Genomic DNA, 15355 nt, shown 5'->3' on the forward strand with positions numbered 1-15355 from the left:
CAGAATCGACAGGCGGATATGGTTACGGCGGCTGGGGACCAAATGCAGTATCGCCAGAATCGACAGGCGGATACGGTTACGGCGGCTGGGGATCAAATGTATCGCCGGAATCGACAGGCGGATATGGCTACGGCGGCTGGGGATCAAATGTATCGCCAGAATCGACAGGAGGCTATGGCTACGGCGGTTGGGGACCAACAGCGGTATCGCCAGCTTCCAATGAATCGATTGAAAGTGTTGCCGGCAGTAACATTGGCCCGTCGAACATTGGCCCATCGAACATCGGCCCGTCGAACATCGGTCCGTCGAACATCGGTCCGTCGAACATCGGTCCGTCGAACATCGGCCCATCGAACATCGGCCCGTCGAACATTGGCCCTGAAGTAAGCTATGGCTATGGGCCGGGGGCGGTTTCTCCTGCTGCCACAGGTCCATACGGCGGCTATGGTTATCCAGTGTGGGGCTTCCCGCCGTTCCCTCCATTCCCGCCTGTAGGGGGATGGCCAGGCGGAGTTGCAGGCGTATCTGAAAAGCCTTGCGGCTGCAGCGGGAAACGCGAAGATGAAATCGAGCAGCCGGTTGCGGTTGCCGAGACGGTGAAAGCCGGGAAAACATCAGCGCCAAAATCGGCACCTAAAAAATCGGCGCCCAAAAAAGCCGTCATTCGTACAGTAGCGGCTCGCTCCAGATCGCATAAAACGGGCAGCAAACCATGGATTAACCGCTAATTTTGCAAATAAAAGCCCCTCCGTATGACGAAAACGGAGGGGCATTTTCATGTGTTTTCGACAATATTCAACCTTCATGCATAGATATGGAAGCTAAGGAAACACTATTGTCAAAATGAAGCAAAGGGGCCTTTATCATGATGGAGTTCAGCATATGGAAGCAGGTCAGAAAACGTCTTCGCCGTCGCCGCCGCTCGCTATGGATATTAGGCTCCTTCACGATATGGCTTACAGCCGCATTGTTGGCAGCAGGGAGCCCGTCTACAGCCGTTGCAGCGTCCGTCGAACCTGAGGAAGCGAAGCCTGCAAGCATCATCGAAGCGCTGGAGGGACAGGAAGGGGCGCTTGCGGTTAAGCTCAGACGAGTGTATATCTGCGGGGATGAGACCCGCCCGCTCGGACAGCTTGCTTCGCAGCAAATCGTTAAGCTTCTCCGAGCGCATCCGGAATGGACGGCAGTAATGGACCGCGATGGTCAGACCGTTTTGCTGGAAGAGCAGGTCGAGGATTTGTCCGAGGAGTGCAGGTCGCATGCTTATTTCGGATTAGATAAGAAAGGCTACTTTTCTTTATTCGAGGGTGAGCCAAGCAAGGAAAAGGTGCTGCGCACGTTTTTTCAGCTAGACGTTCAGTACATGGAGAGCAGTTTGCCCCATGAAAAAGTGGACGAGCTTGCCCAAGGAATCAAAGTATCCGATATCGACGAATATAACAGCGTATTGTCCACATTCAGCGACTTTGCCCTGCAAGCCGAAGAAAAAGCGCTGACACCGACTACGTATTAATCATTCACGGCAGCAGCAAGGTACAAATAGATGATGTCCAGCACACCGCGGCCCCGATTAGGGGTTCGCGTTTTTTTTGCGCTTATAAGTCTCACAGTATACGGAATGACATTGTATCTAGCGATCTGCCCGAATGGTATAGCGTAGCATCGCAGCGGACAGCAAGACTGAAAAAAGTCATCCCGCCGGAATCGTCAAACGCGTGTTCTCATGGGGTGCAATTTTTGCTATAATGGAGGTTGCGAAGTCATAATGCGATTAATTATTGCTTACATAAGTTTGCGAAGGGCTGAAGCCTCGCATCATTGAAGGAGTTGGGCATTTGCGAGTATTAGGGATCGATCCCGGCATTGCCATTGCGGGTTTTGGTTTTATCGATAAAGTCGGCCACAAGCTTACCCCGGTTCAATACGGCTGCATTCAGACGGCAGCGGGCACGCCCTCGCAGGAGAGGCTGCTGCAAGTATATGACTCGGCTGTTGCCTTGATCGACAAGTACAAGCCGGACGCCGTAGCGATTGAGAAATTGTTTTTCAACCGCAACGTAACGACGGCTTTTGATGTTGGGCAAGCGAGAGGCGTCATTATTTTGGCAGCGGCTCAACGGGGTCTTCCGGTTTCTGAATATACGCCGCTTCAAGTGAAGCAGGCTGTCGTTGGCTATGGTAAAGCAGAGAAGCGACAAGTGCAGGAGATGGTGAAAATGTTTCTAAAGCTTTCGGCTATCCCGAAACCTGATGATGTTGCCGATGCGCTTGCGGTCGCGATATGCCACGCCCATTCCGCCGTAATGGTGCAAAAAATAAATGAGGTGCGTCGATGATCGATTTTTTACGCGGGCTGGTTGCCCATTTGGAGACGGAATATATCGTATTGGATGTACAAGGTGTCGGCTATCGGGTGTTTACTCCTAATCCGTATGCTTTTGCAGCAAAGGAAGAAGCCATCACGGTCTATATTCATCATCATGTACGTGAAGATGCCATTTTGCTGTATGGCTTCGAAACGAGAGAAGAACAATCGCTGTTCCGCAAGCTGCTGGAGGTATCCGGCATCGGCCCGCGCGTGGCGCTTGGCATACTGGCCGGAGGACGCCCGGATGCGGTCGTTGCCGCCATTCATCAAGAGAATCTCGCTTTTCTGACGAAGCTGCCCGGCATCGGGAAGAAGACTGCACAACGGATGGTTCTGGATTTAAAGGACAAGCTGTCAGGCTTTATTTCCGACGAAGGCTTGCTTGCCGTCGCCGGTCTTTCGCCAATCGGTGCGAAAGCGGGCGGAGATGCTCAAGGAGCGGGCACTGCTTGGGAGGAAGCGCGAGAAGCGCTGGGGTCGCTCGGTTATACGGACGCTGAATTGGATCGCGCATGGCATGGCCTGCAATCGTCCGTTACGGCAGAGGAAACGGTTGATTCCTTAATGAAGCGGGCCTTGCAGCAGCTGTTCAAAGGGTAACGGAAGGAGATGACCGCAATTGGATGATAGAATCATATCCGCCAACCTGATGATGGACGAACAGGCGATAGAATTAAGCCTGCGCCCCCGATATTTAGCGGAATACATCGGGCAGTCCAAAGCGAAAGAAAATTTGAAAATATATATCGATGCAGCAAAGCTTCGTAAAGAAGCGCTGGATCATGTTCTGTTGTATGGCCCTCCCGGGCTGGGCAAAACGACGCTCTCCAACATTATCGCCAATGAGCTTGGCGTTAACTTGCGGACGACGTCGGGGCCGGCAATTGAGCGGCCGGGCGACTTGGCCGCGCTGCTGACGAACCTGCAGGAGGGCGATGTGCTCTTCATTGACGAGATTCACCGGCTGCACCGTACGGTTGAAGAAGTCTTATACCCGGCAATGGAAGACTATGCTCTCGACATTATGATCGGCAAGGGGCCAAGCGCCCGTTCTGTACGGCTTGATCTTCCGCCGTTTACATTAATCGGAGCGACGACCAGAGCCGGACTGCTGTCAGCGCCGCTGCGTGACCGTTTCGGCGTCATTAGCCGATTAGAGTTTTATACGGTGGACGAGCTTGCTTATATCGTAAGCCGTTCCGCAGAAATATTCGATATTTCCATTATCGGCGAAGCGTCGATGGAAATTGCGATGCGCGCCAGAGGAACGCCGCGGATCGCGAACCGATTGCTCAAGCGGGTCCGGGATTTTGCACAGGTACGGGGAGACGGCATTATTACGCATGAAATTGCTATAGCAGCGCTTGAGCTCCAGCAGGTCGATCCGATGGGACTCGACAGCATCGATCATAAAATGCTGCTGGCGATGATGACGACTTTTGCAGGACGTCCGGTTGGTCTGGACACGATTGCTGCCTCCATCGGAGAAGAAAGCCAGACGATTGAAGATGTATATGAGCCATACTTGATGCAGATTGGCTTCCTGCAGCGTACGCCTCGCGGGCGGGTCGCGACCGATCAAGCCTATAAGCATCTGGGACTTCCGGTTCCTGAACGGTAAAAACCAAATGACGACCAGGCGGCCGCATTCGGCGAGCCGTCTCAAGAGAGGGGAATGTAAACGGATGAGAACGACACTTCTGTCGTACCGCCGCTTGACGATATTGACGATGATTGGACTATTGCTCGTTTCGCTATGGACGGTCAAGCCATCACAAGGTGCGGTGCCGCAGCTGGATTCGATACGAGTCGCTATTTTTCTGCAATTGCCGGGGAAATATCAAGTAAATACCCCCGTCGCTACGCTATCTTCGACAGGCGGGTTGTCTGTCGGCATGCGCCAGCCTTCGGGTATGCAGCAATGGTTAAGCCTCGATGCTGGCGCGCAAGCCCGGTTCATTATTGATAATTATAAGGTGCTTGTATCAGAGACCGAAAGCTTCGATACGGCTCTTAAAGCGTATAAACGGCTGCAAGCAGCTTCCGGTACCGGCTTTATTACTTCCTTGTCTAAAGGCGGAAAAACGGTCTATCAGGTTGCGGAAGGCAGCTACAATACATTAGCAGAAAGCCAGACGGCATTGAAAAAATGGAGCGCGGATGGCGAGCTGAACAGCTCCTCCGGCGGTATTACAGCGTCTGTACAAGGTCCGCTTCATTTGGAAAGCGGCACGTATACGTCTAAGAGCGCGGCGGATAAAGCTGCGCAAACCTTCGGAGCGGCAGGCGTCGATGCTTTCGTCGCACTGCGCGGCACAGGCAGCTATACCGTTATGGTAGGTGCAGCCACTTCCGCAGCGGGGCTGGAGCTGATCAAGAAGAAGGCAGGGGCGGCAGGAAGCAGCCTGAAGCAAGCTGCAGCAGGCTCTTACTTGCTGCTCCGCAACGATCATACATTAAGCGGCAAAGCTGCCAATCCGGCAACGCAATTTGCCTTCCCGTCCGGAACTTCGAAGGTATGGGTGTCTCCCGGCTCTTCTGATCCAATAAAGCTGACGGAAAGATTCAGCCGGACGTATAGAGGTGAGTTCGAATTGAGTGAATTCAACGGCAAGCTGGCCGTTGTTAACGAATTGCCATTCGAGCACTATTTGTATTCGGTAGTTGGCGCTGAGATGGTCGCTTCCTGGCCGCTTGAAGCGCTGAAATCGCAAGCGGTCGCTGCCCGCACTTATGCGCTGTACCAAGGCTTTGGTTTCCAGATCGCTCATGTGGTCGATTCGGTCAACAGCCAGGTTTACAGCGGCACGGGCACAGAGAAAGCGGCAACGATACAAGCCGTTGATGCGACAGCGGGAGAAGTGATCCTGTATAATGGCAAGCTGATTGAAGCTTTGTTCTCTTCCAACGCAGGCGGCCAGTCCGCCGACGCCAAAGAAATTTGGGGCAACTCCGTCGCTTACTTGCAAACTGTCCCAAGTCCTGCTGACGCTGCGTCGGAGAAGTCGCTCTACGGCTGGTATCGCGTCGTACTATCCAGCGGCTTGACGGGCTATATCCGGGAAGATTTGCTGGATGGAACGGGGGCGACGAATGCAGCGGGTGTCAAACTAATGAAGGTCAACGCAGCAGGCACGAAAGTGCGTGTGCTTCCAATCGTTCAAGATGCGGTGCCGCTCGTCGGTCAACTGAATGCCGGCGACGAAGTAACCGTGCTGGAGCGTGTTGTGCAGAACAACGAAATGTCCTGGATCAGGGGGCCGTTTACTTCTCAACAGCTGGTAGACTCTATGAAGGGGAAGACGAGTTCAGCCGTAGGCGGTCCGATCTATTCGCTTGAAGTTAGCAAGCAAGGCCTCTCTGGACGCGTAACGGAAATGAAAGTGAACGGCACAGTGCTGCCGATCAAATATCCGGACGGCTTGCGTTCGGCGCTGGGCGGTTTGCCGAGCACCTTGTTCCAGATTGACGAAACCGGAAAAGTTGCGATGCTTGGCGCAGGCGGAGAAAAACGTACGAAAACGAACGCTTCCCAACCCGTCTATATCATAGGTGCGGACGGGAACGTCAAGCAGGCCGACGGCAATACATTCGTCATGAACGGAGAGGGCAAAGTCCGGGCGACGACCAAGGATGCAGCCTACCGCTTTATCGGTACGGGCAACGGCCATGGCGCCGGCTTGTCCCAGTACGGGGCGCTGGGTCTCGCTCAGCAAGGGTATGACTATTCCTATATTTTGCAATACTACTATAAAGATGTAACCATCGCTAAGGAATGATTGAATCATGAATGTAGATTTATTTGATTTCGAGCTGCCTGAGCATTTGATTGCGCAGACGCCGCTTGCGACCCGGACAGATTCCAGACTGCTGGCGTTGGACCGGCATTCGGGAGAGCTGGCGCATCGCCGCTTCACCGACGTGGCTGATTATATGAACGAAGGGGACGTTCTCGTATTGAATGATACGAGAGTGATCCCGGCAAGATTGATGGGCATGAAGCCGGAAACAGGCGGCAAGGTAGAACTGCTGCTGCTCCGCCAATTGGAAGGCGACAGATGGGAAGCGCTGGCTAAGCCTGCGAAACGGCTCAAAACCGGATCGGAAGTATGGTTCGGCGATGACGGCAACGGAGCTCCTTTGCTTCGTGCCGTTGCCGAAAGCGAGGGAGAAATGGGCGGGCGTACGATCCGTTTCCATTACGACGGCATTTTCCAAGAGCTGCTCGATCGCCTTGGCGAAATGCCGCTTCCGCCGTATATTAAGGAACGGCTGGAAGAGCGGGAGCGGTACCAGACGGTTTACGCGAAGCATGAAGGTTCCGCGGCGGCTCCGACTGCTGGTCTGCATTTTACCGAGCCTTTCTTGCAGCAATTGAAGGATAAAGGCGTTAAGCTTGCATTCGTAACGCTTCATGTCGGGTTAGGCACGTTCCGGCCGATGTCAGTGGACAAAGTCGAAGAGCATGAGATGCATTCGGAATTTTATGAACTGAATTCGGAAAACGCACGTATTATTAACGAGGCTAAAGCAAGCGGCCATAAAGTAATTGCAGTAGGGACGACTTCAGCGCGTACGCTGGAGACGGTAGCGGGAAGGTTCGAAGGCGGGCCGATTCAGGCATGCAGCGGCTGGACCGACATTTTTATTTTCCCTGGCTATACGTTTAAGCTGGTCGATTCGCTCATTACCAATTTCCATTTGCCGAAATCTACGCTCGTGATGCTCGTTAGCGCCCTTGCGGGCCGAGATTCCATCATGAATGCATATAAGGAAGCAGTCGAGGAGCAGTACCGGTTTTTCAGCTTCGGCGATGCAATGATTATCTATTAGAATTTAAACAGACAGGACGAGTGAAACAGTGGCTGTAAAATATGAATTGATTAAAGAGTGCAAGCAGTCGGGAGCGCGTCTGGGACGGGTTCACACCCCCCACGGCGTCATCGAGACGCCGACGTTTATGCCGGTCGGCACGCAGGCTACCGTTAAAACGATGAGCCCGGAAGAATTGAAATCGATGGACGCGCAAATTATTTTGAGCAATACGTATCATCTGTTTTTGCGTCCGGGACATGACATCGTGAAGCGCGCGGGCGGACTTCATAAATTTATGAATTGGGACCGTCCGATTTTGACAGACAGCGGCGGTTTTCAAGTGTTCAGCTTGAGTGAAATGCGTAAAATTACAGAAGAAGGCGTTCATTTCCGTTCCCACCTCAATGGAGACAAGCTGTTCTTGTCGCCGGAGAAGGCGATGGAAATTCAAAATGCCCTTGGCTCCGATATTATGATGGCCTTTGATGAATGTCCGCCTTATCCGGCGGAATACGATTACGTGAAGAAATCGCTGGAGCGTACGACGCGTTGGGCAGAAAGATGCCTGAATTCGCACGCAAGACCACATGATCAAGCGCTTTTTGCTATCGTGCAAGGCGGCATGCACAAAGATTTGCGTATTCAGAGCGCAACGGATTTGACTTCCATGGATTTCCCGGGGTATGCTATTGGTGGACTGAGCGTAGGCGAGCCTAAGCATTTGATGTATGACGTGCTTGATCATACTGTACCTATTTTGCCGGCTAACAAGCCTCGTTACCTGATGGGTGTCGGTTCGCCCGATGCGCTGATTGAGGGCTCTATCCGTGGCATTGATATGTTCGACTGCGTATTGCCGACGCGTATTGCCCGCAACGGGACAACGATGACAAGCCAAGGCCGTCTCGTTATCCGCAATGCCAAATTTACAGATGATTTTGGACCGCTTGATCCTGAGTGCTCCTGCTATACTTGCCAGAACTATTCGAGAGCTTATATTCGTCATCTGTTGAAAGCGGATGAAACTTTCGGTATCCGTTTGACGACGTATCACAATTTGCATTTCTTGCTTGAACTGATGCGGAATGTTCGTCAGGCGATTATGGAGGATCGGCTGCTTGATTTCCGAGACTCTTTCTTCACCTCGTACGGCCTGCACGATAACGACAAAGGGTTTTAGAAAGGGGGGAAAACAATACGATGTCTACTTATCTAGCAGCAGCAGCAGAAGGCGGCGGTGGCATTTTTAACATGATCTGGCCGTTCATCCTGATGTTCGCGGTATTTTATTTCTTGCTTATTCGTCCGCAGCAAAAGAAGCAAAAGCAGCGCAGCTCCTTGCTGAGCCAGCTTAAAAAAGGCGATAAAATCTCGACTATCGGCGGCCTTCACGGCACGATCGTTGAATTGACAGACGACACAGTCGTACTTCGCGTCAATGATACGACGAAGCTAACGTTCGAGCGCAGCGCCATCAACACGGTTATTACAAGCGCACCTGCCGCTTCCGCAGAGTAATCTTTTCTGGCAGCAGCACTGCCGCCGAAAGCCTGTCATCTGAAGCATTTCTTCAGATGACAGGCTTTCTTTTTGCATAGGCCGACCATTCGCTGAGCTTGAGACCTGCGGTGCTGGCAAATACGCCTAGCGTTAATCCTCCTAGCATATCGGTAATCCAATGGATCCCGAGGTAGAAGATCGAGAAGAGGATAACCGCTGAGCAGCTGCATACGATGGCCGCCCATCTGCGATTGGCAGAGCTGCATGCCAGAATGGCGAGCGTAACGGACATCGAAGTGTGCAGACTGGGAAAGCAATTGTCCAAACCCGAAAGCAGCCGGTATTGGCTTTCGAAGGACGGGAACGCTTCAAGCAGGAAGAAGGTAGCTCCGCTGTCTTGATAGGACCATACTTCCTGTACAGGGAAGAATAAGAAGAACGGGATGGCGACGAAGTAATTGAGCATAATGGCATAACAGGTTGCGTAATAGAGACGGTGGCTGTTACGGCCTCTTTCCTGTATCGTGTAGACCGCCAGCGAAGACAGCATAAGTGCCTGAAAGACAACGATGTACATGAAAGAGAGAAATGGAGTCAGCCATTTATGGTGGAATAGCTGTTGAATGGAATGGACGATATTGCCTTCCAAAGCATGAAAGAGTGCAGTGAAATTATATTGTGTAATGAGTTGGCTCTCGATTCGCAGCTCCATCTTATTGCAGAGCAAGATGATAATTAGAGCGAAGAAATGAAAGGCGTAGCGCTTGGAAATGATCAGGCTGCGAATGAATTTGGCTGATGCCGCGAAGGGGTTTAATCCGGCGCCAAGCCAAATGAGCATAAAAGCAGCAAGCGCCGTATAAACGGCGACCGATCCCATCGTTTGGAACAGTATCAATAAAAAAACCTCCTAAGCCGGTTACTTTATCCAGTGTCGAACTTGGATTAGTATGCCGCTTACAAGGTTTTTTAGCCAAGATTGGTATGGCTTCCGTTTATTATTTCTTCGTATTGACGCCAATCATCCCGCCGAACGCTCCTGCCAGGAAGGCTACGACAAGCAGCAGGCCGCTGTGCCAGCTAAGATCGGCATTCGCTGCAAGAAATCCGATAATTAGAATAAGCAGTCCGTATAACACGCCAAGCACCCCGCCGTAGTACCAGCCTCTTTTTCCTGAGCGTCTGCCGGATACAAACCCGCCTGCAAGCGAGGAAAGACCATGCACGCCCATGGAGAAAGCCGGAAGGCTGTTCTCCTTCATATTGCCGAAGTGAAGCAGCAGCGACAACAGCAGAGCTCCGGCAGCAAGCCATAATATGGCGAACAGGATGCCAGCCAACACTGGAGAGCCGATTTGTGGCGGCTTAGCAATTTGCTTGATCGGATTCAATCCTACCCCTCCCTACAAATAGTATCGATTACTAATCCATATGGCCAAGCCGGTCATAATAGTACAAACCTGCCATAATTTCGTACCTTGCTTGATCGTATGACGCAGTCGCCTCCAGGCCAGAATAGCTGTACTGGCTGCTCGGATCTCATCTGATGCAGGTGCAGCCATGTCGAGGAGGCGATTTTCATTGGATTTTTGGGGCCTGCTGGTCCGAACCGTGATTATTTACTTCATCGTATTTTTGATCATGAGGGCGATGGGGAAAAGGGAGATCGGGAAGCTGTCGGTTTTTGACCTTGTCATTTCCGTCATGATCGCGGAAATTGCGGTTATCGTAATTGAGGATATGAGCCGTCCGATGATGGAGGGCATTATGCCAATGGTTGTATTGCTTGCCATTCAAGTGGGGATGGCGATAATTGGACTGAAAAATCGCAAGTTTCGCCAGCTTATCGACGGCAAGCCAAGCATTATAATGGCGAAGGGTAAGCTCAACCGCGATGTGATGCGGAAGCAGCGCTACAACTTGGATGATTTGATGCTGCAGCTGCGCGAGAATGGAATGAGCCGGCTCGCGGATGTGGAATTTGCTATTTTGGAGACGACAGGCAAGCTGTCTGTCATTCCAAAGGAAAGTAAGGATGACCAGGATCACGATATGTCGCATGCACATCAATCCGAGCTGGGCGTTATAGACGATAACAAAAACGGATCGTCAAATATTCCCCCTAAATACCGGTTTGAGACGCTGCCTGTTCCGCTTATTATGGATGGCAAAGTGCAGGATAATAACTTAACGCAATTAGAAAAAACGCGTTTTTGGCTAAAAAACGTGCTTCAGGAGCAAGGCGTCAACGATTTCAAAGAAGTGTTTCTTTGTACGATTGATCACAAAGGCCGAGTGTTTATCGATTCCGACCGAAAGCCGCGACCGTAGCGGGAAGGGAGTTATCCCTTCTGCTGCAGGCGCGGCTTTTTTTCTTTTACTTGAACCATCGTCCGAGTAAAGGAACTCTGGCGATATCATAACGGTCGATGATTCGCATCCATATCATGAGCAGTAAATAAACGATTACACTGGCGGCGCAGGCAATCAATAAATTGCTCCATTCTGCCGGAAGCGGCTCACGGTTCATCGTCCATCTGGCGGCTGCGCCCATGACGACCATTGCCGCGCCAACTTTGAGGAAATCGAGCATTTTCATCCGGAAACCGATAAAGCGGAGAACGCTTATATAATGAAGGCCGGTAACGAGCACAATATTGACGTTGATGGCAATCAAAGCTCCGTAAATGCCGAATTCGGGTTTGGAGGCAAGCTGTACGATGAGTACAAGTTTCACAACCGCACCGATAAACGTATTCATCAGCGCTGTTCCCGGCTTATCTAGTGCCTGAAGCGCTGCCTGCAGGGGAGCCTGCAAATAAATAAAGAGGCCGATTGGTGCCATCAGTTGAAGCATCGGCGCAATTTCTGCGTGATTGTACATAAGGCGGCATAGCGGCTCAGCAAACAATCCCATGACGACGACGAACGGAGCGCCGGCAACGAGCGCCAGCCGCATCGATTGATGCATCCGCTTATGAATGGTAATCCGGTCGCCGCGTGCAGCCGCTTCCGAAAGGGATGGGACGAGTGAGGAGGCCAATGAGTAAGTTAGCGCTGTAGGCAGCAGCAGTAAAGGGATAATCATGCCTTGCAGTGCTCCATATTGTGCGGTAGCTTTACCAGTGGCAATTCCTGCCGCAGCCAGGCTGCGCGCTGTAAAGATCGACTCCAGCAAATAGGATAAAGAGCCGACCATACGGCTTGCCGTCACTGGAATGGAAAGCTTGAGCAAACGCCGCATAACCGGAGTGCGCGGGAGAGATGCATCTTCCTCAGTGGAATCAGCATCAGCTCCGTTTTCGTTGCTGCTGCTTGCGTGTCCCTGCCGTTTTTCCTTCATGCGTTCATTCGCGTATTTAATCAGCATGACGGCCAAGCCGCCGATTTCGCCAACGACCACGCCAAGCATGGCGCCAGCCGCTGCCCACTCTACTCCTTTAGGCAGGAGCAGGAAAGCGAAAGTCAGCGAGCAGATGATACGAATGACCGTCTCCGTTATCTGAGATACGGCGGTTGGCACCATATCTTGCTTGCCTTGAAAGTAGCCCCGGTAGACCGAAGAAATGCCGACAATGAGCAGCAGTGGTGTCATCGTTAGCAGAGTACGGTATACACGGGCGTCAGGCAGCAAATGTGCTGTAATCCATGGCGCAAACAGCAGCAGCGCAGAAGTCATTAGCAGCGCAAGGCACACGGTAAGTACCATTGCATTGCGGAAAATTTGTTTTACGCGCGCAGAATCGCCTCGGGACTCTGCCTCGGCGATCCACTTGGCGACAGCAAGCGGAATCCCGCCGGTAATTACAGTCAGCATGACGGCAAGAAACGGGTAGCTTAATTGATAGAGTCCGACTCCCTCCGCGCCAATAATGCGAGGAAGAGCAATGCGCGGCACAAATCCGAGAATCCGGTTTATGACGCCGGCAGCTAATAAAATCATGGCCCCTTTAATGAAATTTTGTTTCGTCATCCAATTCCCTCATCTCTTCTTCTACGACTCGCGCCCGTCCGAAATCTAGCCGATGCGATGGAGACAGGCTTCCCGTACATCTTTATGCGCGGCATGTCCGATTCATGAATCATCCAAATTTATCAATTCGAAAATCCATGCAGGAATATGAAGATGGCATAGCGAATATGTAGCGTGCGATGCGGGTATTGAATTACGAGTACAAGAGCAGGAGGAAGCGCCATGAGGGATGACGAGCTCAACAGCATGATCGAGCAACTGTGCAGCAGCAAAGCGGAGGAGTTTCATCTCATCGGGTACGAGCATGTGACGGCGAGGGAAGTCTGGGCTTGCGTCAGCGAGAAGTACAACAAAACCGGACAGCCTGAACTTCATCAAATCGTAAATGACATTTTGTCGCTGAAGGTGACTAAATTTATGAATTTCATGACGTTAAACGCTTACCGGGGAACCCATTTCTAATCCTCATCAGAAGGGTTCTTTTTTTTGACTCGCATTTTACTCGCAAGTATAATAGGAATATTGAGATCATAAGGGGGACTATGAACGTATGAATTGGAAGAGATTAGCAGCCTTCCTTGGGATCGTTGTCATTATGTTTGGCGTGATCGCTTGGAGCAGCCCGTCATTGGTCAAAAATATGCGACTGGGGCTGGATTTGAAAGGCGGATTTGAAGTTTTGTACGAAGCTTCTCCACTGGAAGGCGGAGAGAAGGTTACTCCCGAATCGCTTCGTAAAACGGCAAGCAGTCTGGCAGACCGGGCGGACAAGCTTGGTATCGCAGAGCCTGAAGTAACGACTGAGGGCACCAACCGCATTCGCGTTAGACTTGCCGGCGTCTCCAATGAGGAAGAAGTCAGAAAGGTTATTAACAAACCTGTCAATCTGACGTTCCGCGATCCTGACGGCAAAATTATGCTGAACGGTAACGACTTCGTGCAAAACGCGGCTAAAGTCGAGTATGACCAAGTGGGTAACCCAATCGTTACGATCAAGCTGAAAAGCGCGAAGAAATTCGAAGAGGTAACGACGGAGCTGACAGGCAAGAGACTGGCCATCTATCTGGATGAAGAACAACTCTCCAATCCAATGGTCAACTATCCGATTAGCGGGGGTTCCGCTCAAATTACGGGTGATTTCACTCATGACGAAGCCAATAACCTGAGAGATACGATCAACTTGGGCGCGTTGTCGCTGAAGCTGACTGAGAAGTACACGCAAAGCGTCGGAGCCAAGCTTGGACAACAATCGCTGCAGGATACCGTTGGCGCAGGCCTTATCGGTACAGCTATCGTTCTGTTGTTTCTCGTCATCCTGTTCCGGATCCCGGGCGTTGTTGCCGGCATCACGGTATTAACGTATACATGGCTTCTTGTACTCGTCTTCGAGCTCTTGAACGCTACCTTAACCTTGCCGGGCATAGCCGCATTCGTACTCGGTATAGGCATGGCGGTTGACGCCAATATCATTATGTATGAGCGAATAAAGGAAGAGATCCGAAGCGGCAAAAGCTTGCTGTCGTCGCTTAAAGCCGGCTCGAAAAACTCGTTCCGTACCATTATGGATGCGAACATTACGAACATTATTGCCAGCGGTGTTCTCTACTACATTGGCAACGGGGCAATCCGCGGCTTTGCGCTGACGATGATTTACAGTATTCTCGTCAGTATCGTAACGAATATTTTCCTGGCGCGCCTGCTAATCCATCTGCTGATTCGCAGCAACCTGTTTACGAAACCTAGCTATTTCGGCGTGAAGGAGGCAGAAATCCGTGAACTTTAATACGACGGTGCATTTCGACTTTATTAAACACCGCAAGAAGTTTTTCTCATTCTCGATCATCTTGACGGTGCTTGGTATTGTGTCGCTCCTTGTATTCAATCTGAACTACGGGGTCGATTTCAAAGCCGGCACGAATATGGATATTTCGGTTGGTCAAAAATTGACGCAAGCCGATGCGAAGGCTGTAATTGAGAGCGTTGGTATTACAGATGTCATTCCAACAGTCGGCGGCGACAAGGGCGACCGGGTATCCGCGCGCTTCGATGAAGTGCTGGAGCAAAACAAAGTAAAAGAAATTGAAGGTGCATTTACGGCAAAATATGGCGAAAATGTATCATCCGAAGTCAATATCGTATCGCCGGACATGGCGCAAGAGCTTGGCAAGAAGACGATTGTTGCTGTACTTGTAGCCAGCTTGCTCATCATGTTTTATGTGATGATCCGATTTGAATGGCGGTTTGCGCTTGCGGCAAACATCGCGATTTTATATGATGCTTTTGTCGTTGTTACGATCTTCTCGATCTTCCGGCTGGAAGTCGATCTGCCATTTATCGCAGCAATTTTGACGACGATCGGTTACTCCATCAACGATAAAATCGTTATCTTCGACCGTATTCGGGAAAATTTGCGCTTCGGCAAGTTTAAAAACAATGAGCAGCTTGCGGAAATGGTTAACCAAAGCTTGTGGCAGACGATGGCGCGGAATCTTTATACGGTATTGGCCGTATTAATAATTGCAGTCTGCTTATTCATTTTCGGCAGCGAATCGATCAAACTGTTTGCTTTGGCGAAAATGATCGGTCTGGCAAGTGGCGCATACTCGTCCATTTGTATCGCGGCTCCGCTTTGGCTGGTGCTTAAAGGCAAACAAAAGCCAAAAACGTCCCAACCGGCAAAATCGGCTGTTTAACTATTT

15 protein-coding genes and 1 pseudogene are annotated in these 15355 nt (G+C 51.2%); 13 read left to right on the forward strand and 3 right to left on the reverse strand.

The window, feature by feature from the left end:
- The 9 genes and pseudogenes from IEX98_RS23170 to yajC all read left to right on the forward strand — a co-directional run.
- Positions 1-728 (forward strand): annotated as a pseudogene (locus IEX98_RS23170) (hypothetical protein); the annotation flags it as partial.
- A 137-nt stretch (positions 729-865) separates the two neighbouring features.
- On the forward strand, positions 866-1513 hold the full coding sequence (locus IEX98_RS23175) for a BofC C-terminal domain-containing protein (protein ID WP_188892007.1): 648 nt from the start codon (positions 866-868) through the stop codon (positions 1511-1513).
- A gap of 322 nt (positions 1514-1835) precedes the next feature.
- Positions 1836-2336: a crossover junction endodeoxyribonuclease RuvC gene (ruvC, locus tag IEX98_RS23180; protein ID WP_188892009.1), complete on the forward strand. Its 501-nt coding sequence runs from the start codon at positions 1836-1838 to the stop codon at positions 2334-2336.
- Positions 2333-2968, forward strand: a complete 636-nt coding sequence (ruvA, locus tag IEX98_RS23185; RefSeq protein ID WP_188892011.1) for a Holliday junction branch migration protein RuvA — start codon at positions 2333-2335, stop codon at positions 2966-2968. Before ruvC ends, ruvA begins: the two co-directional genes overlap by 4 nt.
- A 19-nt stretch (positions 2969-2987) precedes the next feature.
- Positions 2988-3989: a Holliday junction branch migration DNA helicase RuvB gene (ruvB, locus tag IEX98_RS23190; RefSeq protein WP_188892012.1), complete on the forward strand. Its 1002-nt coding sequence runs from the start codon at positions 2988-2990 to the stop codon at positions 3987-3989.
- Between the two features lie 64 nt (positions 3990-4053).
- Complete coding sequence (locus IEX98_RS23195) at positions 4054-6147, forward strand: SpoIID/LytB domain-containing protein (protein WP_188892013.1); 2094 nt, start codon at positions 4054-4056, stop codon at positions 6145-6147.
- Between the two features lie 7 nt (positions 6148-6154).
- Positions 6155-7201, forward strand: coding sequence for a tRNA preQ1(34) S-adenosylmethionine ribosyltransferase-isomerase QueA (gene queA, locus IEX98_RS23200; protein ID WP_188892014.1), 1047 nt, complete (start codon positions 6155-6157; stop codon positions 7199-7201).
- Between the two features lie 28 nt (positions 7202-7229).
- Positions 7230-8363: a tRNA guanosine(34) transglycosylase Tgt gene (gene tgt, locus IEX98_RS23205; RefSeq protein WP_188892015.1), complete on the forward strand. Its 1134-nt coding sequence runs from the start codon at positions 7230-7232 to the stop codon at positions 8361-8363.
- 20 nt (positions 8364-8383) lie between these two features.
- Positions 8384-8701, forward strand: a complete 318-nt coding sequence (yajC, locus tag IEX98_RS23210; protein ID WP_188892016.1) for a preprotein translocase subunit YajC — start codon at positions 8384-8386, stop codon at positions 8699-8701.
- A 52-nt stretch (positions 8702-8753) separates the two neighbouring features.
- Here yajC and IEX98_RS23215 read toward each other — a convergent pair whose 3' ends face one another.
- Positions 8754-9581 carry a phosphatase PAP2 family protein gene (locus IEX98_RS23215; RefSeq protein ID WP_188892017.1) on the reverse strand — a complete coding sequence of 276 codons (828 nt, stop codon included), beginning with the start codon at positions 9579-9581 and terminating at the stop codon, positions 8754-8756.
- 100 nt (positions 9582-9681) lie between these two features.
- Positions 9682-10074, reverse strand: a complete 393-nt coding sequence (locus IEX98_RS23220; RefSeq protein WP_188892018.1) for a TIGR04086 family membrane protein — start codon at positions 10072-10074, stop codon at positions 9682-9684.
- Between the two features lie 250 nt (positions 10075-10324).
- Between IEX98_RS23220 and IEX98_RS23225 the strand changes: the two genes are divergently transcribed.
- Complete coding sequence (locus IEX98_RS23225) at positions 10325-11014, forward strand: DUF421 domain-containing protein (protein ID WP_374705378.1); 690 nt, start codon at positions 10325-10327, stop codon at positions 11012-11014.
- 46 nt (positions 11015-11060) lie between these two features.
- Here the strand turns inward: IEX98_RS23225 and spoVB are convergent, their stop codons facing one another.
- Complete coding sequence (gene spoVB / locus IEX98_RS23230) at positions 11061-12656, reverse strand: stage V sporulation protein B (RefSeq protein WP_188892020.1); 1596 nt, start codon at positions 12654-12656, stop codon at positions 11061-11063.
- Positions 12657-12878: 222 nt separating this feature from the next.
- Here spoVB and IEX98_RS23235 point away from each other — a divergent pair, with 222 nt between their 5' ends.
- The 3 genes from IEX98_RS23235 to secF all read left to right on the forward strand — a co-directional run bounded on the left by IEX98_RS23235 (position 12879) and on the right by secF (position 15349).
- Positions 12879-13118 carry a post-transcriptional regulator gene (locus IEX98_RS23235; RefSeq protein WP_188892021.1) on the forward strand — a complete coding sequence of 80 codons (240 nt, stop codon included), beginning with the start codon at positions 12879-12881 and terminating at the stop codon, positions 13116-13118.
- An 88-nt stretch (positions 13119-13206) separates the two neighbouring features.
- Positions 13207-14439 (forward strand): protein translocase subunit SecD, encoded by a 1233-nt coding sequence (secD, locus tag IEX98_RS23240; protein ID WP_188892022.1) that lies wholly within the window; start codon positions 13207-13209, stop codon positions 14437-14439.
- Complete coding sequence (gene secF / locus IEX98_RS23245; protein ID WP_188892023.1) at positions 14429-15349, forward strand: protein translocase subunit SecF; 921 nt, start codon at positions 14429-14431, stop codon at positions 15347-15349. Before secD ends, secF begins: the two co-directional genes overlap by 11 nt.
- Positions 15350-15355 lie beyond the last annotated feature (6 nt).

The sequence above is a fragment of the Paenibacillus radicis (ex Gao et al. 2016) genome (assembly GCF_014641555.1).
Lineage (GTDB): Bacteria > Bacillota > Bacilli > Paenibacillales > Paenibacillaceae > Pristimantibacillus > Pristimantibacillus radicis.

What these genes read in the sequence shown, in the direction of transcription:
- queA (WP_188892014.1), top strand. Translation starts at nt 6,155, where the DNA reads ATGAATGTAGATTTATTTGATTTCGAGCTGCCTGAGCATTTGATTGCG.
- IEX98_RS23175 (WP_188892007.1), top strand. Translation starts at nt 866, where the DNA reads ATGATGGAGTTCAGCATATGGAAGCAGGTCAGAAAACGTCTTCGCCGT.
- yajC (WP_188892016.1), top strand. Translation starts at nt 8,384, where the DNA reads ATGTCTACTTATCTAGCAGCAGCAGCAGAAGGCGGCGGTGGCATTTTT.
- spoVB (WP_188892020.1), bottom strand. Translation starts at nt 12,656, where the DNA reads ATGACGAAACAAAATTTCATTAAAGGGGCCATGATTTTATTAGCTGCC.
- ruvA (WP_188892011.1), top strand. Translation starts at nt 2,333, where the DNA reads ATGATCGATTTTTTACGCGGGCTGGTTGCCCATTTGGAGACGGAATAT.
- IEX98_RS23225 (WP_374705378.1), top strand. Translation starts at nt 10,325, where the DNA reads ATGAGGGCGATGGGGAAAAGGGAGATCGGGAAGCTGTCGGTTTTTGAC.
- IEX98_RS23235 (WP_188892021.1), top strand. Translation starts at nt 12,879, where the DNA reads ATGAGGGATGACGAGCTCAACAGCATGATCGAGCAACTGTGCAGCAGC.
- IEX98_RS23195 (WP_188892013.1), top strand. Translation starts at nt 4,054, where the DNA reads ATGAGAACGACACTTCTGTCGTACCGCCGCTTGACGATATTGACGATG.
- secD (WP_188892022.1), top strand. Translation starts at nt 13,207, where the DNA reads ATGAATTGGAAGAGATTAGCAGCCTTCCTTGGGATCGTTGTCATTATG.